The organism is Ruegeria sp. D1(2025) (assembly GCF_056536425.1).
The window spans coordinates 28,353-52,426 of record NZ_JBQFPO010000013.1; the positions used below are offsets into that span (position 1 = coordinate 28,353).

Here is a 24,074-nt window from a genome sequence, read left to right on the forward strand (position 1 = left end):
AGACATCAATTGTCCCGTTCTTGGACGCCTCGCTAGCTGTGTGTCATGCTGTTCTTCGGTCCGGACGGAGGCGCAATCTTGCACCCGCAGGTTTCGTTCCCAGCTCTGGCGCACCGCGCCATCGCTTCGTCGAACGTGTATTTCGGGTGCGGCGGCGGTCCCGGACAATAGAACAAGTCCATCTGGGCCAGCGCGCACATGACCTGCGCGTCGTGTGGGTCACCGGGATTGGGCGGCCCGAGCCCTTTGGTGTTGCCGAACCAGCGTTGGCAGGCATTCTCCTTTGCCTGCTCTGGCTCGATATCGGGGTTTTTGGTGTATTCAAACAAAAAGGACGCAGCCACCAAATCCTGCGCCTCGTACATCCGAATATCCGGTATCTTTTTCGCGCAGTCCGTGCACTTTCCGGTCACTCCTGCCGCGATCATGTGATTGGCAACCATATACGGTGTCTCGCGCGGGTCGTCGGGGGAAATCCGTACTTTCCCGACCTGCAAGACCGGCGTTTCCGGCGTGCCGTTTTCGTCTTTCGGCATATCATCCTTGAACGCGACCCTGAACCAGCCGGGAGCCTGCGGATCATAAAGAGGTGATCCGCAGACCAGCAGCGGCAGCGTGTGACGCTCACCTGTTGCGTTGGGCCCATTCAGATAGAGGTTAAGCATCGATCGGATATAGCTGCGCTCGGGCGGGCCATCGAAAAAGCCCGAGGCCATCATGATGGGAAAATAGTCATTGGGGTATTCGCTTTGACCTGCACCGGGCGCGGCGATTGGATTTACATCCACAATGGTTCGGTAAAAACTCACGTCATCCGCGGGAATTCCGCTGGCCCGCAACACGGTATCCCAGCGATGCATGGTCATACACTCCAGAAAAGTACCCTGCTGCAACACCTGCCACGGCGGGTAATGCATCAGCAACAAACCCCGCTGACCCAGGACGTTCAGCCCCAGTGGCGGGAAGAGATGCCATTTGCACAGGCCGTCGTCCTTGTCGCTGTTGACCGGATAACCGGCCATCGGGTTCCAGACCCCAAGGTCCTGCAACAGGTTTTTTCCCGCGACCGCCTTGCCCGCGGCATCCGGCGCGAACAGTTTCTGATGGTGTTCGGCAAAGACAGACAACGCCGCTTCCGGCTGATCAGCCGAGATCGAAACCCGGTATTGCCCGCCTGACTTTGTGACCTGCACGTTGCCCGAGGAAAACCCGTCAGCCTCAAGCGAGTTCCTTGTGTAATGCGCAATCACGCTTTCGCGGTCGGTCAACCCGAGATCGGAATTGGCAAGTTCGGCAGGTGGGAACAGTTCGTTCAACAGCTCCACCGCCCCCAGAGAATAGGAAAACTCAGCCATCGGATCAGCCATCCGAACCGATAGGCGGATAGTCCTTGTCGTAAGGCACCGAGAGCTTAGGGTGATCGGTGCGCGGATCGCTCAGTTCAAACACGGATTCAAAAGTCGGTGCCGCCTGTACCCGATCGCCCAAGCCCCAGCGCGCACGCGGGATGCCGTGCCAGTCCAAAACCGTCGACAGCAGAGAGGTGCCTTCATACGGCTGCGGTTGGCCACTGCGAAACACCGTGTTGGATTTCACTCGCGGCGACACCACTATTGTCGGAACACGCGGGCCCAAAACATCATACTTGAACCCGTCGTTCACATCCCTCGGCCAGGCCGGTTGTGCCATCGGTGGTGCCTCATGGTCGTACATTCCTCCGCCCTTGCTGAACGTGATCACCAATGCGGTTTTGTCCCATTGCGGGCTGGCCCTCAGCGCCTCGTAGATCTCTTTCAGTTTGCGCTCGCCCGGAACCATGTCGCCGGAAGCACCGGGATGATACGAGGTCGCGCCACTTGGTGCGATCCAGGCGGGTTCGAGGAACGAGAATTTCGGCAGCATCCCAGCCTTCGCATCTGCAATGAATGTGCTGAGCGGCTGCACGTACTGAAACTTGCTTTTGTCCACGCTGGGCAACTGATTGCGCATATACAGGTGATAGGTGAACACTTGGTTCTCCCATTCCACCGAGTAATAAATCTTCCAGTCCTGATGGCCGTTGTTTTGAAGCACTTTCCAGATCGGCTGCCGCAAGGGCCGCTCTGCGTATTGCGTGTATTGCGGCTCACCTTCGCAGTTTACCGTAATGTTGTAGTTCGATCCCGACAGGGCAAAACCCCGGTTGGCAATTGTGCCGCCCGGCATGGGTGAAAACCAATAATCGCTCACCGCGTAATTCTCGGCCAGACCGTTCAGCACCGGTAATTGTGTCGGGCTGAACGAACTCATTGCTTCGGGGCTGAGGTTGTTGGACACAAATCCGCCCATGTCCGGCACTGCACCGCTTTGATAGGCAGGAAAACCGCCGCTGTATTGCTGCTGAATGCTGTCGGCTGTCGAATGAAACGGATCTATCTTGGGCGAGGAGAGTACGAACTGATCGCTCAGCTTGCCATCCTCATACTGGTGCACTGGATACGGGGTGCCTTTGTAAGTGTTTGTATAGGATTTTGAGTTTGCCTTGAACGGCGGTTCCGCGTTCACATAGTTCAGGTGGGGTGCGTCCGCCTCGTATAGCCAGCCCAGAACACTGTCCATTGTCCGGCTTTCAAGCATGTAGACGACCACATGTTCGATATTGGTGCGCATGAAATCCATCGTGCCGGGAACAAGGGCTTTGGCCGCATCAATGGGAATCGGCATCTGTACCGGAGTCAGCTGACCGGACACATCAAACCCCTGAGGCAAGGCGCCCTGTTTCAGGGGGCCGACAAACGGGTCGGGAAGGAAAGGATCAAACCCCCAAAGCCGGTAACTCCCATCTCCGGGCGCAATGTCCAGAATGTTCTCACCCATGGCGATTAGGTGGTGCGAGGCATCAATGTCCGGGCGCGTGCCTTCAGATATCGTCGGCATCGACAACGGATGCCAGTTTTGCGGATCAAAGTTCCACACGCGGTATTTCGAATGATCCGCGATCCATTCCAGCACATAGTTGCCCATGGGCAGCAATGCGCTACCGCCGGTGATCTCGGCAAAGGCATCCTGCGGCCCCATCGAGGTAGGCAGCGGGTCGGGCGGCGACATCGGGCTGGGTGCGGGATCGAAATTCCACAGCATGTATGTCCCGCGTGCAGCAGTCGGCATATAGGCCATGACATATCCCGTCATGGGCACAAGCTGCACGATATCCGTTTCAGAGGCATCCCAGGTATAGTGATCGAAATACTGCCAGAATTTGTGCTGCTTCCATTTCCCCGATTGCAAAGGCTGAACGCTCAGCGGGTCGGGGTTGGTCGGGTCAAATTCGAACAGATCATAAGGAACATGGGGATCTTTTGGGTCCTGAAGCTGCGACAGATCATAGGAGAGCATATACCCACCGATCGGACACAGCTTTGTGCTGGATGGAAAGTTTGATCCGGGCGACAACAGGATCTGTTCGAACAGCTCAGGCAGATTCATGTTCAGCCGCCACAGGCTGTAAGTGTCGCCGCTGTTGGCCTGGTTAATCAGATAGGTTGGTGCTGCATTTGCGATAAAGTCTTTCTCGGCCATGTTTCCGTCCAATCCATGCGGGGTCAAAAACTGAAAAAAGAGAGAAATGGGAAACGATTTGTTCACTAATTTGCAACAAATACGCCAAATCAAAAAGAAAAATCTTCTGACGTCCGAATGAGCCGCGCTTGGCTGGGGGTGGATTTTTGGCTTTGAGTTGCGCTGCTATGAGGCGCCGGAAACCGACCCAATAGACTGTCAGCCAGTTTTCCGTCGACAAAAACGATTGCCGTGGGCCACGTCCCAAGACGACGACCTACGTTCAAGATTGCATTACAGAACAAAGGTCTGCCGTGTGAACGTAATTCTGTTGTCATCGGCAGATGGGGGTGGTGCCGGGTTTTCCGGTAAACGAATTGAGCATCCGAAAACCATCATGTCCGATACGCGGGCGAGTGATAAAGATTGATAACATCATTAAGCTTCATTTGTGGATGCTCAAACCTGCGAGAGACCGGTTTTGTTCCGCCGAAAGTGAAAAGAATCACCGTGATGTGATTGCAAAAATCCAATCGGAGCAACGGATGACCAATAAGCCTCGCGACAATGCTTTTTTGTGAATCCTGCACTGGTAAGGATGTCGATGCTGTGCCAATCTCGTGCCCCGGATAACCTGATCGGCAGCGTTGAAAGTGGAAAAGAAAAACGACACTGAAAGTGAAGTCGGTCAGACGCTTCAGCGGTTGCGGCATGAACGGGAACTGACGCTGGGCGATCTTGCAGTTCGAGCGCAAGTATCCACTGCGATGATCAGCCGGATCGAAAACGCCAACGTCTCGCCTTCGCTGTCGACACTGCAATCTTTGGCGGATGCTCTGGATGTGCCGCTGATGGCGCTGTTTGCCCGGTCGGATATCGCCGCAGATGTTCATCACGCGCGCGTTGGCGATGGCCTGCCCGCGCGGCGCATCACGCAGGGGCATGCGCATGACTATCTCCTATTGGGCAAGCACTCGGCACCCGGGGGGATTTTTCAGTCTGCGCGAATTCGCATTTTAAAAGAGCAATCCGGCAACTTGCCCAGCTATCAGCACGAAGGTCATGTGTTCATCTACATGATCGAAGGTCAGGCCACCTACCGTTGCGGAGGAGAGAATTTCCAGATGTCGGCGGGCGATACACTGAGTTTTGATGCCAAGCTTCCGCACGGCTTCAGTGAAATCCTGTCTGATGCTGTCGAGTTCATTACGGTCTCAACCCGCCCGCAATAGGGCGCTGCCAAGCTTCGGCCTGTGAGGCCGAGCCTTGCAGCTATCGGCGATTGAGTGCTGCGCGAAAAGTCGAACGTGCCTCTGCACTGTGAATGTATGCGTAGTCTCTGGGATAGGAGGTTCCTGCCGTGACCTCCATCGAAACAAACTGAGGGCCTGCCAGAGACAGGATCTGCGGCGCGGCTTCGGCGAACCTGTCAACATTGGTGAATCGCTGAACCCCGGCATAGCCAGCCGCCCAGGCCATTGCAGCAAAGTCGACCTTTTCAGCGCCGGGCAACGGATGCGCTCCGTTCACCTCGTAAACCCGATTGGCCGAAAGAAAGTGATAGAGGTTCGACACGCCAGCGCCGGCGATCGTCACCAGCGACCCGAGGTTCATCAGCAGGCTGCCGTCGCCATCAAGAACAATTACGCTCCGGTCCGGATTGGCCAGTGCCAATCCCAGCCCGTGGGACGATGCCTGACCCATCGCGCCAACGGCGACATAGTTCAGGTCTCGCGGGTTCAGGGCCAGCCAGTCAAAGCAGCTTTGATAGACTGCAACTACAATGTCACTGTCATGAATCTGGGGGATCAGCGCCCGCAGCGCCTCGTCGCGACGCATCGTCATGACACCTCCGGAGGTCTGCCGATCAGAAAGATATGAGGCTGCGAGGATGCATAGGCCATTGCGATGGCCTGCGGTATGTGGGTTTCGTCGCCGGGTTCTTCGATCAGCGAATGCGTTACCTCCATCGCGTCAAGGACAGGGCGGATTATCCGAACACCGTAGGAGGAAGATTGATCCGGGTGCACATGTGGTTCCTTGCCCTGCAAACCAACCATCATCACAACGGGCAATTCATAATCCATCCCGATCGCACGAATTGCATTCAGGGAGTCCATCAACCCTGTCTGCTGCATCATCAGAACGGCCCGGGTTCCATTGTAGGACATGGCGCCGCAAATACTGACACCTTCATCCTCTTTGCAGATCCGCGTTAGTCGAAAATCGGGATCCTTGGAAACGGGCCACAACAGACCGTCGCTGGTGACGATATCCGGAAGGGCGACGATTTCCTGAACCTGTGCGGCCTTGAGCTGCGCAATGATCGCGCGCCCCGACGGGTATGCAACCTTTGGCGCGTCCACCGTAATTCCGGAAGACATACCCATTACACGCCACCGTTCAGGAATTTGGCAATTCCGTCCCGTGCAATTTTCAATTCATGCATATGCCCGACTGTAATGCGCAGATAGTCCGTGTACGCTGGCGATGCGAACCGCCGCACGGCAATGCCGTGCTGCAAAAGCGCGCGTGTCGCAGCTTCTGCTGACTTGTTGCCATCCGGGAAGTGAACAAGAACGAAATTTGCCTGACTGGGGATGACGTCCAGTCCCAACCACTGCATCTCGGCGGTGATCCAGTTCCTGCCCAAGCGGTTGGCATCGCGAACATACTGAGTGTGGGCTGTGTCCTCCAATGCGGCGATCGCAGCCATTGCCGAAGGCGAAGCAACCGGAAAGGTCAGCCCGATCCTGCGAACGACATCGACGATGTCGTCAGGCCCATACAACCAGCCCACGCGCGCGCCTGCCAGACCGTAGATTTTTGAGAATGTACGGCACATGACCACGTTTTGGGCCTCTTCAACCAGAATATGCGCTGGCTCGTAATCTTCGGCATCGATGTATTCTTCATACGCCGCGTCGATTATCAGCAGTACATTGTCTGGCAAGGCGGCGTGCAGGCGGCGAATTTCAGAGCCGTTCAGATACGTGCCTGCGGGGTTTTCCGGGTTGGCCAGATAGACGATGCGGGTCCGTTCGGTCACGGCTTCGATCATGCGGTCGACAGAGGGTTTGAAACCATCGTCCGCAACCGACACGACGCCTGCATCGTTGGCGTGCGCATAGTTCGGGACCTTCAGGTACCCGTTCGCGCTGCGGATCAATTCAGTACCCGGACCCAGATAAGCGCGGGCAAGCCGTGCCAGCAGGTCGTCCGATCCCTGCCCGGTTGTGATCCGCGTGGCATCGAGGCCGAAATGTTCAGCGATGGCCGGGGCGAGAGTTAGATCGGGGTTTTCCAGATACCGTTCGATTGAACTTGTGGCTGCCTGCGCGGCGGTCCGGGCCAAACGGCTGGGACCAAACGCGCTTTCATTGGAATTTAGCAGGACAGACGGTGGAGGTGATGCATCAATCGCCCCTGCGACCATGTGGGGTTTGATGCGCGAAATTCCTGATTTCGCCAAGGCTACTGTCATTGTTGTCCTCCAGCAGTCACTGGCCGGGTAGGTGGCGCTTACTTTTATCATACAATACTCACTTTTTAGCAACTCAATTTCAAAAATATTATGAATAAAGTAAGCCTTCATGGATGAAGGCGGCGCGACGCTTGTTTGCCCGGATACCTGCGGCATCGGGTTGGAATTGAAAGGCATGAAACGACAGCCCAAAGGGCAAACGGCTTTTGGGCAAACTTCAGCGAGGGTCGCTTGGAACTGTATTACCCGGCCATCGGAAGCAGTATCGCCAATGAAAGCGGTATACTGACCGCAGCTATCAGGGTCTGTAGCGTGACGATCGCCGCCATCAAAGGCGCATCTCCGCCCAGTTGTTTTGACAACGTGTAAGAGGACGCACCCGTCGGAACAACGGAATAAACCACGGCGATCTGCAGCACGTTCTGCGGCAGTCCGACGGCCAGTCCGATTACCAGAACCGCGACAGGGAAAACCACCATCTTGCCCGTGAACGCAAGGATCAGGGGTATTGTGCTGGCAGCCATTGCGCGGACTCTCAGGTTTGCGCCAACGGCCAGCAGAGTAATAGGCAGCGCCCCCGCACCCAGAACATCGGCCACATCGTGAACCACCGGAATCCGGTCTCCGATCAGCTGGTTGGCACCCACTGCCAGCAGGATTGAAATGACATAGGGGTTGCGGGCCAGTTCACGCAGAATGGCCAGCGGCAGACTCGTGGTTCTGTCGCTTTTCAAAGAACCGACCAGCATGATCACCATGACGATATTGGTGATCGGAACAAGGATCGCCGTAGCCAGAATGGCGATGTCAAACCCGGCCGGACCGAAAAGGTTTGCCGCCAGAGCAAGTCCTATGAAGGAATTGTGCCGGGCACTGCCCTGCAAAATGGATGTCCCCTGCGGCGGCGCGAAACCCATCAGGCGCGTACTGACAACCGCAAAGATCAGTGCAGCAACAAACCCGCCCAGGATCGTGGCCGAATAAAGCCCAAGCGCTGATTTGTCCAAAGGCGACATTGAGATCTTGCTGAACAGCAGGCATGGCATCAATACCCAGTAGACAAGTTTGTCGTTCAGGTTCCAGAAGTCCGTGCTGGGAATGCCACCTTTCCGAAGGGCCAGCCCAAGGGCAATAATCAGAAAGATCGGCAGAATAGAGGTCAGCGTTGTCAGCATGGCAATCAGCAATTCGAAAGGCGCTTATTGAGCGGACCTTTTCATGCCGGAAATTGCAATTCAACCGATGGTTTCGCTCTGACTTCAAGTCAGGATCTTTATTCTCGTGAATTCCGGAAATTGGTCCGCTAAGTGGCCCTATCTAAGGTGCAAGAACAAAGGCCCAAGCTGTGAACCGCCGTTTCTTCAGGCGGTCGCCCGGGCCAGATAATCCTCAATCATATCGCCAAAACTCTGTTCGACTGCGAATTCGAAACCGCCATCACACCTTGTCACGAGCGCCTTCAGGCCAAACACCTCGGAATAGGTCACGTCATCCGGGCCGAATATGGTTTCGTTCAGATCCAGCGGACAGGCAATGGCCATCACGTCGGCCGCCTCGGGTCCGGCAACGCGGAAAAACGTCAGCGTGTCCGAAATTCGTACGATGCTGATATCTTCCGGGCAATCCGCCGGTTTGAGCCTTTCCTCATATTCCTGCTCACGATTTGGCCCAGTCCGAACGATCCAGTGATTTCGGCCGACATGGTACAGTTCGGCGCCCCCTTGCCCGATCCGGGTATTGGGTTGTTTTGGCAAGCTCGGCAACAGGTCCTTGACCCAGCTTTCGATTGCCTCGGGTTGCCCCTTAAGATCGAAAAGTGCGCTCAGGCTCTGGCGTGCAAATTGTACGTCATAGCTCATCTCAGGACCTCAGACGTTTGCCGTCGGGGTCGTGAAACACCGGTCTGGTGATTGTGACCGGGATGACCTTGTCCCGAAGACGGACATACGCGGTTTCACCGTGCCGAGCATGTCCGTTTTCCAGCAAAGCCAACCCGACCCAGCGGTCGTTTACCACGCTCCAGACGCAGGCCGTAACCAGCCCTTCGGTCGCCTCCTTTCGGCCGCCGGGGGTCAGTGGCGCGCCTTCCGGAACCTGCTGGTTGGTGTCTTCGGGCAGAATGCCAACCAGTTCGCGGCGAACGCGCCCGCTTTCGCGTCGCAGCAAGACCGAGCGTTTGCCAAGATAGTCCGGCTTCTTTTTGGACATGACCCAGCCCATCCCCAGATCATATACGTCGACGGTGCCGTCGACTTCGTGACCCAGCGAAAGAAACCCCTTTTCGACCCGCAGAACATGGCTGGATTCCGAACCGACCGGCAGAATCCCAAATGGGGCACCCGCCTCCATCACTTTGTCCCACAGTTCGGCCATATGACGCGGGGCAACATTGACTTCAAAGGACAGCTCTCCGGTAAAACTGACACGAACGACACGGGCCGGAAACCCGGCAACAGTGCCGTCCCGGAAAGACATGAAAGGGAACGCGTCAGATGACAGATCAATGTCCGTACCCAGTGCCTGCATAACATCCCGGGCGCGCGGCCCGCAGATCGTGGCGTTGTTCCACTGGCTCGTGACTGTGGTGATCATCACCTGCCAGTCCGGAAACTCGGTCTGCAGAAGTTTCTCCATATGCTGGTTGATCGCATCCGCATGGCCCGTCGAGGTCGAGACCAGCCAGCGATGCGCGTCCAGCCGAAACGCCACCCCGTCATCCATGATCAACCCGTCATCCGACAGCATCAGCCCGTACCTCCCCTCGCCAGGTTTCAGGCTGGACATGACGTTCGTGTACAGAAAATCGAGAAAGCGCGGTACGTCGCGGCCCTTTAGTTCAAATGTTCCAAGTGGCGAGCCGTCATAGACACCGACACCTTCCCTGACAGCCCGGCATTCCCGGTTGACAGCCTCCTGCAATCCCTCACCGGGTTTTGGGAAATAACCAGGACGCCGCCAGCGTGCGCCAGCCTCGTACATCACCGCGCCGTTGTTTTTGTTCCATTGTGTCACCGGAGTGTGACGATAGGGAAACAGAACGCTGTACTCTCGCAGCCCTCCGATCGCGCCGAAGGAGACCGGAGTGTACGGAGACCGGAACGTTGTCGTACCGACCTCCTGCAACGGTACGCCCTTTTGCATTGCCACGGTGCCGATGATGTTGATATTGCCGGTTTTCCCCTGATCGATGCCCATGCCACCAGTCGTGTAGCGCTTGACGTGTTCGACATTGTCATAGCCTTCGCGCAAGGCAAGATGCACATCGCTGACCGAGACATCGTTCTGGATGTCCAGAAACGCCTTGCCGCGTTGCCCCGGCACATCGACACGCCAGAGCGGTTCGACGTCGTATGTCAGATCTTGGCCGCCGTCGATGATCCAACCCAGGTTCATTTCCCCGGCCGCGGCGCCCGTGGCGCGGCAAGCCTGGGCCGCTGTTTCGGGAACAAATGCGGCCAGATTGTCATCGAACCGCAGCGAGCTGCGGGATTGCGACCACAGATGCACAGTCGGGTTCCAGCCCCCGGAATGACCCAGTACATCGCAGTCAATCCATGTTTCAGCGCCGCTGTCGACGGCGACCGCGCGGACGGCGCGCAGACGTTTGTGCCCGCGTACACCCGCAGCGACGGTCCCCGGATGAACCGAGATACCCGGCACTTTGTCCAGCGCCGCCTGAGGCACCGTCTTGCGGCTATCGAGAATTGCAACAACAGCCAAACCCGCCGCCAACAGATCAGCGGCGACCGCGTAGACGCTGTTGTTGTTGGTGAACAAGGCCACACGTTGCCCGGGAACCACGCCCCAGCGGTTCACATAGGCCTGAACCGACGAGGCCAGCATGACACCGGGCCGATCATTGTCGGCAAAGACCATTGCACGCTCCGTGGCGCCGGTGGCAATGATCACTTCACCTGCGCGCACCCGCCAGCTGCGCTCCAGGATGCTGTTCTGTTCCGGCTCCCGTTCGTTCACGATCAGCAGGTTGTGTTCGCGATAAGCCCAGACAGTTGCGTTTTGCAGTTGGGTGACATTGTCCATCTTGCGCAATTCCCGAACTGCTTCGGCCACCCATTCCATTGCTGGTCGCCCATTGATGGTCAGCGTCCGGTTGAGCAGACTGCCTCCTGCCTCGGGTCCCTCATCCGCGATGAACACCCGCTTTCCTGCGCGACCTGCCTCAAGTGCGGCCTGCAGGCCGGCGGGGCCTGCTCCGGCGATCAGAACATCAGCATGGGCGTGCCGCGCCTCGAACCGGCCCGCAGAGGGGGGCTGAGAGGGTGCTGCGGCGAGCCCCGCAGCCTTGCGGATTGTGGGTTCAAACAAGTGCCAATCCGGCCACTTGAAGGTTTTGTAGTAAAACCCGGCCGGGATGAAGCGACCAAGCAGTTGGTTCACCCCGCCCAAATCGAAATCGGGCGAAGGCCAGCAATTGACGGAACGGGCGCTCAGCCCATCCCGAAGGGGTACGGTGGTTGCGGGGCGGTTGCCCGATGCGTCCTCGCCATCCAGTTCCACCAGAGTTGACGGTTCCTCGGGGCCATGACCGACAATGCCGCGCGGGCGGTGGTACTTGAAACTGCGGGCTGTCACACGAACGCCATTGGCCAGCAAGGCCGAAGCCAGAGTGTCGCCCTCGTAACCTTCGTGGCGTTTGCCGTTGAACCGAAACTGCAAAGGTCGATTGCGGTCTATGCGCCCCCCGGACGCGAGGCGGTTACGCTGTGCCATGGGGCGCCTCCACAATCTCGTGTGCCCGGGTATCGCGCCAGATCGTCAGCCATTCACCGCATCCGCGCGCGTGCCACCATTTTTCCTGCACAGGTCCCAATGGGTTTGGCACAACAGTCAGGTATTCGACCCACTCCGCGTCACTGACGGCATTCGGATCGGGCCGGTCCGCCCCGACCGGACCGCCAAAGATGAATTCGCTTTCGTTCCGCTTGCCGCAAAATGGGCAGGGTATCAGCATCATGGTCCTGTCCTTTTCATCGCGCCGTGGTGGTGCCGGCTTCCATCACGAATTCAAGATGACGGAACCGGTCGAGGGTGAAGGATGCCATCAGCGGGTGCGGTTCTCCTTTGGCGACCAGATGCGCCAGCGTCAGACCGCCCGCCGGGATTGCCTTGTATCCGCCCCACCAACCCGCCGTGACGAACAGTCCGGGCACTTCGGTCTGGTCCATGATGGGGGATGCATCATGCGCAATGTCCAGATGCCCGCCCCATTGGCGCATCAGTTTGAGTTTTTTGAAGGACGGGAACAGGGAAAGCATCGAAGCAACCGTGTCTTCAAAGACGTTTTGCTTGATGTCCCGACGAAAACTCTGCCCCATATCCGGCGCGCCACCGATCACCATTTCGCCTTTGTCGGACTGACTGAAATAGAACCCACTGTCCGGGCAATTCACTATGACGTCGACCAGCGGTTTGACCGGTTCCGACACAAAGGCCGTCAGGTTCATCGTCCGCAACGGCAGTTTTAGCCCTGCGGTTTCCGTCAGCGTCGTTGTATGGCCCGACACCGCCACGACAACCTTATCCGCGTGTATTGTTCCCCGATTGGTCTCGACACCGGCAATCTTACCATCCGAGCTGCGGATCAACGACTGCACGGCGGTCTGTTGTTGGATTTCCACACCCATGGCGTCAGCCGCACGAGCATACCCCCAGGCCACAGCATCATGCCGGTTCACGCCTGCATCGGTATGAACCATGCCGCAAATGACCGGCAGGCGCGCATCCGGCCCTCCGCCGGTCAGCGCCGGAATGCGACGGCGCAGCTCTTCTGTCGTGATCTGTTCATAGGTCGAGCCATAGATATCCATGACCAGTTGGCGCCGCCGCAGCTCCCGCAGTTTGGGCCAGGTCTGCACAACATCAACCATGGTGCGTTTTGAATGCATCATGTTGAAGTTAAGCTCGTGCGTAAGGCCTTCGTACATCGCAACAGATTTGACATAGAAAGGGATCGACTCGTCACGCATATAGTTCGACCGGATCGTCACCGTGTTGCGCGCGATATTTCCACCGCCCAGCCAACCGCGTTCCAGAACTGCGACATTTGTGATGCCGAATTCTTTCGCCATATAATAGGCCGTAGCCAGACCGTGCCCCCCTGCCCCGATCACAACGACCTCATACCTGTCTTTCAAGGGCGGGCTTCGCCAAGCCAGAGGCCAGTTGCGGTGTCCGGACAACGCATTCCGAGCGAGCGAGAATATGGAATACCTTTGCATGATGGTAATAATATTTATTATTAGTCAAATCTCGTCAATAAACAAATTTACCAAGAAGCAACCAAAATTTCGCGTCCAGAACCTCTGAACCGAACCGTTGTTTTGGCGGACCACTCGGGTTGCTTCCGTATTTTCTGACTATTCACACCAGTTTGGCTAGGATGTCGCCATGATACGCCGCGTTGAACAGTTTCATCGAAGCCTTGCCGGCAAGTGGTCGGCCCGGTCGAAATGGCCCTGTTTCATAATCAATTGCCGCAGTTCACCAGCTTCCTGAATCCATGAAAGCCCGGGCGCGTCGCGCCCATTTTCAACCGTCCTGCAATTCGGGCGGATTTAGTGGATGGAAATGCAATGACATATACAATTGACACAAAGGCCGTTCAGGAAGCCTATGCACGCGATGGTGTCGTGTTGCTGAAGAATATCCTGTCCGAGGAGTGGTTGGCCAAACTGCGCCAAGCTGTGGACACCGAAGTCCAAAAAGGCGACCGGTATTTTGCCTACAAAAACATGCGTGAAATGCCGGGCGTGTTTCAGGATTATTGCCTGACCTCGGACATAGGCCAACGTGTGGCAGAGGTGGCCAGCAGCCCCTGGACATCGTTGATATATGACCAGATTTTCGTGAAAGAGCCCGGCACACAGACCCAGACCGGGTGGCACACGGACCAACCCTATTGGCCGGTGTCTGGTCCGATCATGACCATGTGGATCGCGCTTGACCCAGTCGATCCTGACAATGGCGCACTGGAATTTGTGCGCGGATCACATGCCTGGGGCGCCAAATACCGACCGTTCAAAACCGATCAACTGGGTGGTTTCTTGCATTATCTTGAGCAGGACAACCCGGAATACATCGACATGCCGGACTTTAAGGCCAACCGCACAGATTATGACATCTTTCACTATGAGCATATGGAGCCCGGTGACGCTTTGGCCTTTGACGGGATGACCGTGCATTCGGCGATGGGCAACAGAACCACGACCCGCCGAAGACGCGGATATGCAATACGGTTTGCAGTCAAAGGGGCAACCTATGAACCGCGCGATGCGGTGACCGAATGGCTGCATGATGAAAGCCTGCAACCCGGCGCCCCGTTCGCAGGCGGACGCTTCCCGGTTATCTACGAAAGTGCATAAGTTGAATTTGGCAAGGGCCGGTGTTCCGGCCCTTCACCGCGACCTCAGGCAGATTTCGCGACGTTTTCCGTTGCAGCGTTTTCCGCCTCGATCGCGCGGTCAAGCACACGGCGGAACTGTTTTGCCCCGGCATCCAGGCCAAGATCTATGTGGGGCGTTTTGGCGTATTTCATTCCCTTGTGAACTTCTTCCAGCACGTCTTTGTCCTCAAGAAACGCCATTCGAGCCCCATCATTCATGAATTTCGAAACTTCGGCATTGTCCGGATAGGAGTTGCGGTGCTGGAACCAGAAATACCGCGTCCGGTCCTCATCAATCGGGGTCATGAAGTTGTACGAGATATTGATGAATGTCTCATCAACCGGGTCCTTGTCATATCCACCTGTACCAACGGGTGTGTAGATGGATTTGTTCAGTCCGATTGCCGGCATACACATCTCGTAATGCTGTAACCGGTCACAATCGCCGTCGAAGGACACCAGTTTCGCATAGTACGGAGACGGCGGCTTCTTCTCGATCCACCGGGATACGATCACGCCACGGTCCGTCTTCTCGACATTCAGGGGTTCTTCGTCGGTGCCCGCGCCTGCAAAGGACGTAACGTGCACCCAGGCCACATGGCTGGGATCCAGCAGGTTGTCGCAGACCCAAAGGTAGTGGCAGTCGATGTCCATCACGCCACCATCGGTCAGACCCCAGCTTGGATCGTCGAAGTTCTCCACCGGGAATATTTTGTCGGGATCGGCAAGCGCCGGATCGCCCATCCAGATCCAAAGCAGCCGATACCGATCAACCACGGGATAGGATTTCACAACCGCTCGCCGGGGCGTCATGCCACGTTGTGTGGGGCTGTCGATACATGTGCCGGAACAGTCGAAGGTCAAACCGTGATAACCGCACTCGACCAGATCGCCCTTAAGGTTGCCTTTCGAGAGCGGCAGCTTGCGATGGGGACACGCGTCTTCCAACGCGACCGGAGTTCCATCTTGCTGCCGGTACAGCACGATATTCTCGCCCAGAAACGTCTCGGCCCTCAGGTCGCGGCCGATATCCTTGCTCCACGCGGCGACATACCAGCAGTTCTTCAGATACATGATCCGGATCTCCGTTCGGTTTGTTGGCTTTGCGCCAGTATGGGGCAATTTGCCCGCGTTTCACCATGCCGGATTGGTAATGCGACATATAAGGTGGACTAATTTGAAACCGGTGCAGGATCGGGTATGTCCGGCTGCGCCCGAGCCTCTGCCTGAATCCAGTTCAGGAACTCGCTTACCTTCTGGCTGTCCTTGGTTTCGGGTCGGCGCACAAGCCAGTAAGACAGGGGCGATTGCGTCAGGTGGGGAAAAGGCCGTACCAGGCGACCATCGCAGAGCGCATCAATAACCAGAGGCTCACGACCAAGCGCCACACCCAACCCTTCGATTGCGGCCTGCACAACCATATTCGACTGCCCCAACCTGCGCGTGCGTAGTGCGGCAGGCAAACTTAAATCACATTGCCGCGCCCAGAAATCCCATGTCGGACTGGCCGTGCCATGGTGCAGGTTTTCATCCACCAAAAGCGTATGAAGGGACAGATCCTCGATACTCTGAAGCCTTGGCAGAAGGCCGGGCGCACATACAGGAAACAGCTGTTCCTTCATCAACAAATCGACCTGAAACCCGGGGTATTCGCCCAGTCCATATCGAATCCCGATATCTGCATCGACGCGTGAAAAAGGGTGTTGCCCGGTGTCGGTGGCAATCGAAATCGAAAGATCCGGGTGGGCCAGGTCAAAGTGAATAAGCCTTGGAAACAACCAGTTAAAGGCGAACCCCGGCAAGCACGAAATAACGATTGTCCGGTCACTACGGGTTTTGTCCCGCAAATGCGTGCAAACATCAGAAATGCGCCCTAACCCATCGGAGATTGCCAGGGCAAGTTGCTCACCCTCGCGCGTGGGGCGGGACTGGCGCGCTCCACGGACCAGTAATTCTCTGCCAAGCCATTCTTCCAGAGACCTGACGTGCTGACTTACGGCGCTTTGACTGACACCCAGTTCTTCTGCTGCGGGCGAAAAGCCCGAATGGCGCACCACGGCTTCAAATGCGCGAAGCGCCGAGTATGGTAGGTTCAAGATCATATTAGCCACCCTAATGCCAGCCATTATTTCTTTCAAATGGATTAGAACCGCGTGCGTCCATTAAATTCATTAAAGTCAGGTATTAGGGGTTATTGATGTCCGACACGACGCCCGAGCGAGGAGCGCGAAATCTGCTGGTGAACTGTGCGCGTGCATCCGCAGGCGACCGGCTGCTGATCGCGTATGAACCCCCGGAGTTTGGGTATTTTGATGCCGACTGCGTCAAGGTGGTCAGAAATGCCGCCCAGCAGCTGGGGCTGGTCGTTGACGCGGTCGATGTCGGTTTCAACCCTGACAACCCGCATCTTTCGCCCGATCTTCTGTCCCGTTTTCAGGCCGCGGACATCATTTTGTTTCTGGCGCGTCTGGGGGATCAGTTGCGGTTTTCGGACATGCCGCAGGGCAAGAAGATTATCGTCAGCTTTGCCGTGAACCAGGAGCTTCTGGGTTCAGGGTTTTCCAACGGACACCACGACGCATTTATGGAACTCAAGGCCGACGTCAACGCGGTTCTGGACAGGGCGGATGACGTACGGATCACCTGCCCTCTGGGATCGGATGTGCGTGGGCGACCAATTATGGATTTGAAACCCACCGGCGATACATCCATTTTGCGGTTTCCGATGTCCGTATTCACACCAGTTCCCGCGTACAGTTTTTCCGGTCGTGTGGCCATCAGCTTCCTGACGGGCACAGGATCGAAATATTATGACGACTATACACTGGAATTTGACAGACCGGTCTTCGCCATGATGGAGAACGGTCGCCTGACGCGGTTTGACGGTGACCCCGAAAATGCCGCCAGGGCCGAGGCACACTATGATCGGGTCGCCGGACAGTTCGGCATCGACCGGAATTTTGTACATTCCTGGCACGCGGGCATTCATCCCGGCTGCGGATACCCATGGGACATGCGGGAAAATTTCGAGCGCTGGGGAGGTGCCGCTTTCGGCAATCCTCGCATTCTGCATTTCCACACATGCGGAGCATATGCCCCGGGCGAGATCAGTTGGAACGTGATTGATCCGACAATCGTGATTGATGGGGCGACGTATTGGGATCACGGTGTTTTCCACGCGGAAAGGTTGCCCAACGGTCCGTCGATACTCGCCCGGCATTCCTGCGCCGCTGATTTGTTTGCAAATCCCGATCCAGATATCGGGCTGCGCGTGGCTGTCTGACCTATCCCGGCTTGATCGAATCACGCTCTGGTTAGATAATCCATTGTTAATAAGGCCTGACCGAGTTGGCCTTATGGTGCGGAGCACTCCCGTCTCCGGTGCCGGATCATGTGCAGAGGGCGCGACCCCCACACCGGCAAAAATTGTGGAAATCACATGCCAAAACCAATCGTCACGCCGCTGACTCAGGCCCTGGCCGAAGGAAAACTCACGCGCGAAGAACTCAGAAGCTACATGCAACGTTCGAACGGACCGGGATTACGCCACCTGGCGCTTTGGGTCCTGTTACTTGCCTTTACATCAACACTCATTACTCTTGCCTGGGACAGCTGGCTGATTTGGCCTGCCATGTTCCTGCAAGGCGTCGTTCTGGTGCACCACTTCTCGCTGCAGCACGAATGTGTGCACTACACGGTTTTTCGGACCCGCTGGCTGAATGATCTGGTGGGACAGATCTGCGGGCTGATCATCATATTGCCGCACCGCTTTTTCAGGTACGAGCATTGCGATCATCACACGTACACACAGCTGACCGGAGAAGACCCTGAACTGATTCCGCTGCCCAAGTCCTTGGGGCAGTACTTTCTGTACCTTTCCGCTCTGCCCTACTGGCGCGGCAAGTTCACAGAGGTGTTTCGCCATGCATCCGGCCGCCTGAGCGAGGCAGAGCTTCGATTTATCCCGAAGGTCGAACACAAGGCTGTATTTCGGGACGCACGTATGATGCTGGGTATCTATGCCGCACTGGTCTTGGCCATGGCGCTGACCGGGTGGTGGGGTTTGATCTGGTACTGGATCATTCCGTTGTTTCTGGGCGAACCGGTCATGCGGTTTGTGCGCATGACCGAACATGTCGGGCGGCCCACTGTTGCCAAGATGTCGGAAAACACCCGGACCAACCTGGTATCGGCACCGATGGCATTTTTGTGTTGGAACATGAACTATCACGCAGAACATCACTATGTCGCCTCTGTGCCGTTTCATGCATTGCCCCGTCTGCATGAAAAGCTGAAAGACCATATTTTCGTTGAAAATGGCGGGTATCTGGCCGCCCATCGCGACATTCTACGTCAGATCTTGCGGCGCAACCGCGAACATGCGGCAGAGGTTTGAACGATGGCGGCCGAAAGAACTTGGCGCGATGTGATCGCGGTGTCCAAACTTGAGAAAAACTGGGTCACGCGGGTCGAAATCGGCCCGCGCATGATTGCGGTCTACGATACGCCAACCGGTATCTACGCATCGCTGGCGTTGTGCAACCATGGCGGGGCCGATCTTTGCGACGGCTATTTTGATGGCCACGTGATCGAGTGTCCGCTGCATCAGGGTGCGTTCGACGTGCGGGACGGCAAGCCTGTGTCTGCCCCGGCCACGCGTCCTTTGCGGGTGTTCGAGACGCGGGTTGAAAACGGGATGGTTCAGGCCCGTTTCTGACAACCGCGCTGAACGTTCAGACGGATAACAAACTCATCTTTTGTCTGATCGTTTTTCGAGGCGTGCAAAAAGACGGCTGAGACCGAAACATACGACAAAGTAAAACGCTGCGGTCGTGATCCACGCCTCGAATATCATCCTAGATGAAGCGACAAGTTCAACTGTCTTGTAAGTGAGTTCCTGAACCGAAATCAGTGACAGGATCGAGCTGTCCTTGATCAGGGATATGAACTGGTTTGCCAGTGGCGGGACCACTTTTTTCATCGCCTGAGGCAGCACGATGTAGCGCAGCTCCTGAAAACGGCTCATCCCGATCGAACGGGCAGCTTCGCGCTGGCCTTTTGGGATGGACTGAATCCCGGCCCGGACAATTTCCCCCACAAACGCGCTTTCGAACAGGGCCAGAACGATGACGCCGGAAACCAACGATGGGAAACGCCGCATTTCGCCGAAGAAAAACGTCCAGATCTGGTTGTCTTCCTGTCGTGCAATTCCGCGGGCCCAGCGTTCTAGGTTCAACGCATCGATCAGTTGCTGGGACAGGAAAAAGAAGAAGATAAAAACAACAACAACGGGCGGGACATTACGCAGGAATTCCAGATAGGTGCGCGCCAGCATCCGGATCGTCAGGTTGGCCGAACAGCGCGCGACACCCAGTATCGTGCCCAGCAGCAAAGCCAGAATGCCCGAATAAATGCTGATGCGAATGGTGGCCGCCAGACCCTGCAACAGCAGGTTGGCAAAATACTCCTCACGACCTGTATGCCAGCCAACGATATATCCGGGGATCAGTTCCCAGCGCCACTTGTAGTTCAGCGTGCCTTCAATCGACACCCAGATATACCCGAAGAAGGCGAGCAAAATCGCCATGATCAGGTAATCAGGCCATCTGAGTTTCTTGAGGAAGTTCTGCACCGGGTCCGCTCCGCCTTAGTTCCGGGGGCGGTGTGCCCGCCCCCAGTCGGATTTGTTACTGTGCAACCTGATCAGCCCACTCTTCGGTGGCGAACCAGTAGTTGTGACGCTCTTCCAGCCAGCCGGACCGCCATTGCTGGGCAATCCAGTTGTTGAAGAAGTTCATGGCGTCAGGGTCGCCCTTGCGCATGCCAAATGCTTCACCGCGCGGGTCGAAAAGTTCGCCCTCGAGAACAACCAATGTCTCGGGGTTGCGACCTGCCTCACGGTTGGGGGTCGGTTGCGACGCCATCGTGGCATGGGCATTCCCGTTCAGAACTTCCTGAGTGGACGCGCCGTCTTCATCAAAAAGCAACAGGTTGGCTTCGGGAAATGCCTTGGCGATCACGGTCGCCGGGGTCGCGCCGCGACGGGCCGCGAAAGTTACCTCCGACGAATTCAGATCGTCGCGCGCCATGCCTGCCGTCAACTCCTTGTTCGCCAGGATTGCAAGGCCCGAAAATGCATATGGGTCTGTGAAATTGATTGTCAGGTTACGCTGTGCCGTCACGGACATGCCCGAGATGATCACGTCAAAATTGCCAGATACCAGCGCTGGAATGATGCCATCCCAGGCGGTGGGCACAAACTCGACCTCGACGCCCATGTCCTCGGCCAGTTTTCGGCCGACATCCAGTTCAAAGCCGATCAGATCGCCATTCTTGTCGCGCATCGACCATGGCACAAACAGCGACAGGCCGATCCGGATCACCCCGTCCTGTTTGATGGTTTCAATAACACTTTCGCTGGACAGTTCCTGGGTCGCGCTTTGCGCCCAGCCCGACGTCGCCACACCAGTCGCCACGACCGCGCCCAGGGCTGCCCCGAGCATTCTGCGAGAAAGCTTCATCTTGGTTCTCCTTGTTGTCCGACAATTGTTTCAGTTTTATTGGTCGACGGCATATTTCTTCTCCAGATGGCTTACGCCAATCGACAGGATCAGGGTCACCACCAGATAGACCAGTGCGATGGTGAACCAGATTTCGAAACTCATATACGTGTCTGAAATGATGTTGCGTCCGAAAGTGGTCAGTTCGGCCACCGCAATCACGCTGACAATCGCTGAGGACTTGATAAGGTGTACGACTTCGCCGGTCATCGGCGGCAGCATGAAACGGACGGATTGGGGGAGGATGATATAGCGATACGTCTGGGCAGGGCTCATCCCGATGGATTTGGCGGCCTCCCACTGACCGGTCGGAACCGCGTTAATCCCGGCCCGCAGGATTTCCGATATCAGGGCGGAATGGAACACGGCCAGCGTCAGGATGCTGGCGGTATAGCGATCAAACCCGAAAATCGGCCCCAGAACGTAATAGAACAGATAGAGCAGCACCAGCAGCGGGATGTTTCGGATCAGTTCCAGATAACCGACGGCGACGGCCGACCCAACGACCAGACCGGACAGGCGCAGCAGCGCCACGAACAATCCAATAACGGTTGCCAGCAGAAACGCGGTGACCGATAGCTTGATTGTGGCCACCAGCCCGATCGGGATTTCACCCCATTCGAACCCCAGTTCGGTGTTTCGGTACAGAAATTGCGGCACCCTGTACCATTGCCAGTTGTATCCCATGCCCTGCGCGCCAACGTAAGAGCCATAGGCAATCAGCCCCACGATGATCGCATACATGACGACGGAAACGGGGACCGAGCCGAAAAAGCGCTTGTAGAGCGGTGGCTTGGGCAGCGGCTGGCCCTTTGGTGCAGATATGCCCAGATCGCTCATGTCAGTGTTCCAGTATCTGGTTCAGGAACAACCGGCACCGTTCGCTGGATGGGTTGGTAAAGAACTGTTCCGGCGGCGAAACTTCGACGATCTGACCGGCTTCCATGAAAACCATCGTGTCAGCGACTTTGCGGGCAAAACCCATTTCATGCGTGACGACAACCATCGTCATGCCTGTGTCGGCAAGCTCGACCATCACATCAAGCACTTCATTGATCATTTCAGGGTCAAGTGCGGAAGTCGGTTCGTCAAACAGCATGATCCGGGTCTCCATGCAAAGAGACCGGGCAATAGCCACGCGCTGCTGTTGACCGCCGGACAACTGCGCCGGGTATTTGTCGGCCTGTTCCGGAATGTGGACACGGTCAAGATAGTTGCGCGCGGTTTCTTCGGCCTTTGCCTTCGGGACCTTACGTACCTTCATGGGGCCGATCATCAGGTTTTCCAGCACAGTCAGATGTGGAAACAGATTGAACTGCTGGAAGACCATGCCAACTTCCTGACGCAGCTCCCGAATTTCTTTGGCCCCTTCAAAAACCTCGATCCCATCAATCACGAGGCGTCCAGAATTATGCCACTCCAGCCCGTTGAAACAACGGATCAGGGTAGACTTCCCGGAACCTGAGGGACCACAGATGACAACCTTTTCACCCTGGTGAACAGTCAGATCGATGTTCTTCAGCGCGTGAAAGCCACCATAGAACTTGTCCAGATTGCTTACCTCGATCATCGGAGTGGGTTGGTTCATGCCTGACCTGTTCTAATTCGGGATCGCATATTGAGGGCGTTGTGAGTTCAGGAAGCCTGTGGCAAGAGCGGTCGCCTTCGGAAAAACCTGCGCGCGGAACACTTGTTTCGGCGCAATTCTGGATCGGCCCAAGCAGTGCCATCGACTTGGCGATACGATTGAGTGGGGCAATCTGGTAAGGCCATGGAATCCTCAATTATGTTGCGCACTGATTAATATGGTTGCTTAATATGCAATATTCGTCAATAAAAAACTCAGCGGGTAGTTTCTGACTGCCTGAAATTTGAGCTGACGGCCAACGGAAGGAGCATGAATGTCTGCCTGGATTCGGATGATTTCTGACGAGGATGCCGACGATCAGCTAAAGGCCGCATTGGACCTGGCCCGTACGCCGCACGGAACCGTCGACAATGTCATGCGCGTGCATTCGCTGCGGCCCAATACGATGAATGGGCACGTTATTTTGTACCGGGCCTGTCTGCACGATGACGTCAACACCGTGCCCATGTGGTTTCAGGAAGTCATAAGTTCCTATGTGTCCACCCTGAACGGCTGCCCCTATTCCTATGCCAATCACTGGGCCAATGCCCGGCATCTGATCGGGGATGATGCACGCGCCGACAGGATTGAAGCGGCGTTGAAGGCCAACCGCCCCGAGGACGCATTTGACGGCGCAGAGCTGGCAGCGATGATCTATGCCGGGAAACTTACCCAATCGCCCGCCGCGATGGCCGAGTCTGACGTCTCGGCCCTGAAGAAAGCCGGATGGGACGACGGAGAGATCCTCGAAATCAACCAGATTGTTGGGTACTTCAACTACGTGAACAGGTTGCTGAACGGTCTCGGCGTGACCACAGAGGGAGATGTCGTGGGTTATTACGCCGACGAGTGACGGGATGTACCATGCAGGATGACACTCCGGGAAGACAAATTGACCGCGCGATCGGTGCATCGCTGAAGGAGCTGCGCCAAAGCCGGAAACAATCGGCCCGTCGTCTGGCCGAGCAATCGGGCATTTCAGCGGCGATGGTCAGCCGCATTGAAAACGGGCTTGTGTCACCTTCGATTGATACATTGGCCGCATTGGCCGAGGCACTTGAAGTGCCTATCGTCTCGCTGTTTCGCGAAGCGCGGACAGATCACACCGACTATACCCTGGTTCGCCACGGACAAGGGCTGAAGTCTACCCGTCTTGCTGGCGGGCATTCCCATGAATACGTCAATCTGGCCCTGCATTCCCGCAAGGACCTGCGATTTCAGGCGCGGCGGGTCACTCTTCTGCGCGATGAAGGGCGCCCGCCAACTTATGTCGGCCACGGTGTCGTCTTTGTTCAGGCGCTGGAGGGTCAGGCTGTCTATCGTTACGGCGAGGCGCGATTCACCCTGTCAGCCGGGGACAGCATCAGCGTCGATGCCGAACTGAACCATGGGTTCGAAGAGGTTTTGACACCGGAATTCGTCTTTCTGACCGTTCAGGCCGAGCGCCCGTAAAGAAATGCTGAA

At 56.5% G+C, this 24,074-nt stretch carries 23 protein-coding genes; 7 read left to right on the forward strand and 16 right to left on the reverse strand.

Translation table 11 applies throughout. The annotated features are described in order from the left end of the window. Nucleotides 1-32 precede the first annotated feature (32 nt). Entirely contained in the window at nt 33-1,355 is a 1,323-nt protein-coding gene (locus tag ACR1XU_RS20505) for a hypothetical protein (protein ID WP_480908451.1), read from the reverse strand. A 4-nt stretch (nt 1,356-1,359) separates the two neighbouring features. Beyond that, a complete protein-coding gene (locus ACR1XU_RS20510) occupies nt 1,360-3,558 on the reverse strand; it encodes an alkaline phosphatase family protein (protein WP_480908449.1) in 2,199 nt (732 codons plus the stop codon). A gap of 632 nt (nt 3,559-4,190) precedes the next feature. On the opposite strand from ACR1XU_RS20510, the gene ACR1XU_RS20515 reads away from it, so the two are divergent. Beyond that, the gene (locus tag ACR1XU_RS20515; protein ID WP_480908447.1) at nt 4,191-4,769 is read left to right on the forward strand and encodes a helix-turn-helix domain-containing protein; all 579 of its coding nucleotides are present in this window, start codon (nt 4,191-4,193) and stop codon (nt 4,767-4,769) included. 40 nt (nt 4,770-4,809) lie between these two features. On the opposite strand, the gene ACR1XU_RS20520 is transcribed toward ACR1XU_RS20515, so the two are convergent. From ACR1XU_RS20520 to ACR1XU_RS20555, 8 genes are all read right to left on the reverse strand, one after another. Then, entirely contained in the window at nt 4,810-5,382 is a 573-nt protein-coding gene (locus tag ACR1XU_RS20520) for a thiamine pyrophosphate-dependent enzyme (protein ID WP_480908445.1), read from the reverse strand. Then, nucleotides 5,379-5,927, reverse strand: coding sequence for a decarboxylase (locus ACR1XU_RS20525; protein ID WP_480908444.1), 549 nt, complete (start codon nt 5,925-5,927; stop codon nt 5,379-5,381). Before ACR1XU_RS20525 ends, ACR1XU_RS20520 begins: the two co-directional genes overlap by 4 nt. Beyond that, nucleotides 5,927-7,021: a pyridoxal phosphate-dependent aminotransferase gene (locus tag ACR1XU_RS20530; RefSeq protein WP_480908442.1), complete on the reverse strand. Its 1,095-nt coding sequence runs from the start codon at nt 7,019-7,021 to the stop codon at nt 5,927-5,929. The genes ACR1XU_RS20525 and ACR1XU_RS20530 overlap by 1 nt, the downstream gene beginning before the upstream one ends. A gap of 242 nt (nt 7,022-7,263) precedes the next feature. Then, nucleotides 7,264-8,196, reverse strand: a complete 933-nt coding sequence (locus ACR1XU_RS20535; protein WP_170613915.1) for an AEC family transporter — start codon at nt 8,194-8,196, stop codon at nt 7,264-7,266. A 186-nt stretch (nt 8,197-8,382) separates the two neighbouring features. Further along, a complete protein-coding gene (locus ACR1XU_RS20540) occupies nt 8,383-8,880 on the reverse strand; it encodes a sarcosine oxidase subunit gamma (RefSeq protein WP_480908440.1) in 498 nt (165 codons plus the stop codon). Between the two features lies 1 nt (nt 8,881). Further along, nucleotides 8,882-11,752 (reverse strand): 2Fe-2S iron-sulfur cluster-binding protein, encoded by a 2,871-nt coding sequence (locus ACR1XU_RS20545; RefSeq protein WP_480908438.1) that lies wholly within the window; start codon nt 11,750-11,752, stop codon nt 8,882-8,884. Continuing rightward, the gene (locus ACR1XU_RS20550; protein WP_480908437.1) at nt 11,739-11,996 is read right to left on the reverse strand and encodes a sarcosine oxidase subunit delta; all 258 of its coding nucleotides are present in this window, start codon (nt 11,994-11,996) and stop codon (nt 11,739-11,741) included. The genes ACR1XU_RS20545 and ACR1XU_RS20550 overlap by 14 nt, the downstream gene beginning before the upstream one ends. 13 nt (nt 11,997-12,009) lie before the next feature. After that, complete coding sequence (locus ACR1XU_RS20555; protein ID WP_480915656.1) at nt 12,010-13,176, reverse strand: FAD-dependent oxidoreductase; 1,167 nt, start codon at nt 13,174-13,176, stop codon at nt 12,010-12,012. A gap of 438 nt (nt 13,177-13,614) precedes the next feature. On the opposite strand from ACR1XU_RS20555, the gene ACR1XU_RS20560 reads away from it, so the two are divergent. Further along, the gene (locus tag ACR1XU_RS20560; RefSeq protein ID WP_480908433.1) at nt 13,615-14,403 is read left to right on the forward strand and encodes a phytanoyl-CoA dioxygenase family protein; all 789 of its coding nucleotides are present in this window, start codon (nt 13,615-13,617) and stop codon (nt 14,401-14,403) included. A 44-nt stretch (nt 14,404-14,447) separates the two neighbouring features. On the opposite strand, the gene ACR1XU_RS20565 is transcribed toward ACR1XU_RS20560, so the two are convergent. Next, entirely contained in the window at nt 14,448-15,497 is a 1,050-nt protein-coding gene (locus ACR1XU_RS20565; RefSeq protein ID WP_480908431.1) for an aromatic ring-hydroxylating dioxygenase subunit alpha, read from the reverse strand. 98 nt (nt 15,498-15,595) lie between these two features. Continuing rightward, the gene (locus ACR1XU_RS20570) at nt 15,596-16,525 is read right to left on the reverse strand and encodes a LysR substrate-binding domain-containing protein (protein ID WP_170808145.1); all 930 of its coding nucleotides are present in this window, start codon (nt 16,523-16,525) and stop codon (nt 15,596-15,598) included. A gap of 95 nt (nt 16,526-16,620) precedes the next feature. On the opposite strand from ACR1XU_RS20570, the gene ACR1XU_RS20575 reads away from it, so the two are divergent. The 3 genes from ACR1XU_RS20575 (at nt 16,621) to ACR1XU_RS20585 (ending at nt 19,140) form a co-directional block, all read left to right on the forward strand. Further along, nucleotides 16,621-17,706, forward strand: coding sequence for a hypothetical protein (locus ACR1XU_RS20575; protein ID WP_480812898.1), 1,086 nt, complete (start codon nt 16,621-16,623; stop codon nt 17,704-17,706). 156 nt (nt 17,707-17,862) lie between these two features. After that, entirely contained in the window at nt 17,863-18,819 is a 957-nt protein-coding gene (locus tag ACR1XU_RS20580; RefSeq protein WP_480908429.1) for a fatty acid desaturase family protein, read from the forward strand. Between the two features lie 3 nt (nt 18,820-18,822). After that, nucleotides 18,823-19,140: a non-heme iron oxygenase ferredoxin subunit gene (locus ACR1XU_RS20585; protein ID WP_480908427.1), complete on the forward strand. Its 318-nt coding sequence runs from the start codon at nt 18,823-18,825 to the stop codon at nt 19,138-19,140. A gap of 33 nt (nt 19,141-19,173) precedes the next feature. Here ACR1XU_RS20585 and ACR1XU_RS20590 read toward each other — a convergent pair whose 3' ends face one another. From ACR1XU_RS20590 to ACR1XU_RS20605, 4 genes are read right to left on the reverse strand one after another with little or no spacing between them, the layout of a single operon-like run. Then, nucleotides 19,174-20,055, reverse strand: a complete 882-nt coding sequence (locus tag ACR1XU_RS20590; RefSeq protein WP_170613904.1) for an amino acid ABC transporter permease — start codon at nt 20,053-20,055, stop codon at nt 19,174-19,176. A 55-nt stretch (nt 20,056-20,110) separates the two neighbouring features. Further along, complete coding sequence (locus ACR1XU_RS20595; RefSeq protein ID WP_480908425.1) at nt 20,111-20,944, reverse strand: transporter substrate-binding domain-containing protein; 834 nt, start codon at nt 20,942-20,944, stop codon at nt 20,111-20,113. A 36-nt stretch (nt 20,945-20,980) separates the two neighbouring features. After that, complete coding sequence (locus ACR1XU_RS20600; protein ID WP_170613902.1) at nt 20,981-21,823, reverse strand: amino acid ABC transporter permease; 843 nt, start codon at nt 21,821-21,823, stop codon at nt 20,981-20,983. Between the two features lies 1 nt (nt 21,824). Then, a complete protein-coding gene (locus tag ACR1XU_RS20605; RefSeq protein ID WP_480492299.1) occupies nt 21,825-22,571 on the reverse strand; it encodes an amino acid ABC transporter ATP-binding protein in 747 nt (248 codons plus the stop codon). A gap of 313 nt (nt 22,572-22,884) precedes the next feature. On the opposite strand from ACR1XU_RS20605, the gene ACR1XU_RS20610 reads away from it, so the two are divergent. Both ACR1XU_RS20610 and ACR1XU_RS20615 read left to right on the forward strand, forming a co-directional pair. Further along, nucleotides 22,885-23,463, forward strand: coding sequence for a carboxymuconolactone decarboxylase family protein (locus tag ACR1XU_RS20610; protein WP_480908422.1), 579 nt, complete (start codon nt 22,885-22,887; stop codon nt 23,461-23,463). Nucleotides 23,464-23,474: 11 nt separating this feature from the next. Continuing rightward, a complete protein-coding gene (locus tag ACR1XU_RS20615) occupies nt 23,475-24,062 on the forward strand; it encodes a helix-turn-helix transcriptional regulator (protein WP_170613900.1) in 588 nt (195 codons plus the stop codon). Nucleotides 24,063-24,074 lie beyond the last annotated feature (12 nt).

Excerpts from the sequence above, each read along its gene's own strand:
- ACR1XU_RS20505 (WP_480908451.1), bottom strand. The coding sequence starts at position 1,355 with ATGGCTGAGTTTTCCTATTCTCTGGGGGCGGTGGAGCTGTTGAACGAA.
- ACR1XU_RS20510 (WP_480908449.1), bottom strand. The coding sequence starts at position 3,558 with ATGGCCGAGAAAGACTTTATCGCAAATGCAGCACCAACCTATCTGATT.
- ACR1XU_RS20520 (WP_480908445.1), bottom strand. The coding sequence starts at position 5,382 with ATGACGATGCGTCGCGACGAGGCGCTGCGGGCGCTGATCCCCCAGATT.
- ACR1XU_RS20525 (WP_480908444.1), bottom strand. The coding sequence starts at position 5,927 with ATGGGTATGTCTTCCGGAATTACGGTGGACGCGCCAAAGGTTGCATAC.
- ACR1XU_RS20530 (WP_480908442.1), bottom strand. The coding sequence starts at position 7,021 with ATGACAGTAGCCTTGGCGAAATCAGGAATTTCGCGCATCAAACCCCAC.
- ACR1XU_RS20535 (WP_170613915.1), bottom strand. The coding sequence starts at position 8,196 with ATGCTGACAACGCTGACCTCTATTCTGCCGATCTTTCTGATTATTGCC.
- ACR1XU_RS20540 (WP_480908440.1), bottom strand. The coding sequence starts at position 8,880 with ATGAGCTATGACGTACAATTTGCACGCCAGAGCCTGAGCGCACTTTTC.
- ACR1XU_RS20545 (WP_480908438.1), bottom strand. The coding sequence starts at position 11,752 with ATGGCACAGCGTAACCGCCTCGCGTCCGGGGGGCGCATAGACCGCAAT.
- ACR1XU_RS20550 (WP_480908437.1), bottom strand. The coding sequence starts at position 11,996 with ATGATGCTGATACCCTGCCCATTTTGCGGCAAGCGGAACGAAAGCGAA.
- ACR1XU_RS20560 (WP_480908433.1), top strand. The coding sequence starts at position 13,615 with ATGACATATACAATTGACACAAAGGCCGTTCAGGAAGCCTATGCACGC.
- ACR1XU_RS20565 (WP_480908431.1), bottom strand. The coding sequence starts at position 15,497 with ATGTATCTGAAGAACTGCTGGTATGTCGCCGCGTGGAGCAAGGATATC.
- ACR1XU_RS20570 (WP_170808145.1), bottom strand. The coding sequence starts at position 16,525 with ATGATCTTGAACCTACCATACTCGGCGCTTCGCGCATTTGAAGCCGTG.
- ACR1XU_RS20575 (WP_480812898.1), top strand. The coding sequence starts at position 16,621 with ATGTCCGACACGACGCCCGAGCGAGGAGCGCGAAATCTGCTGGTGAAC.
- ACR1XU_RS20580 (WP_480908429.1), top strand. The coding sequence starts at position 17,863 with ATGCCAAAACCAATCGTCACGCCGCTGACTCAGGCCCTGGCCGAAGGA.
- ACR1XU_RS20585 (WP_480908427.1), top strand. The coding sequence starts at position 18,823 with ATGGCGGCCGAAAGAACTTGGCGCGATGTGATCGCGGTGTCCAAACTT.
- ACR1XU_RS20595 (WP_480908425.1), bottom strand. The coding sequence starts at position 20,944 with ATGAAGCTTTCTCGCAGAATGCTCGGGGCAGCCCTGGGCGCGGTCGTG.
- ACR1XU_RS20600 (WP_170613902.1), bottom strand. The coding sequence starts at position 21,823 with ATGAGCGATCTGGGCATATCTGCACCAAAGGGCCAGCCGCTGCCCAAG.
- ACR1XU_RS20605 (WP_480492299.1), bottom strand. The coding sequence starts at position 22,571 with ATGAACCAACCCACTCCGATGATCGAGGTAAGCAATCTGGACAAGTTC.
- ACR1XU_RS20610 (WP_480908422.1), top strand. The coding sequence starts at position 22,885 with ATGTCTGCCTGGATTCGGATGATTTCTGACGAGGATGCCGACGATCAG.
- ACR1XU_RS20615 (WP_170613900.1), top strand. The coding sequence starts at position 23,475 with ATGCAGGATGACACTCCGGGAAGACAAATTGACCGCGCGATCGGTGCA.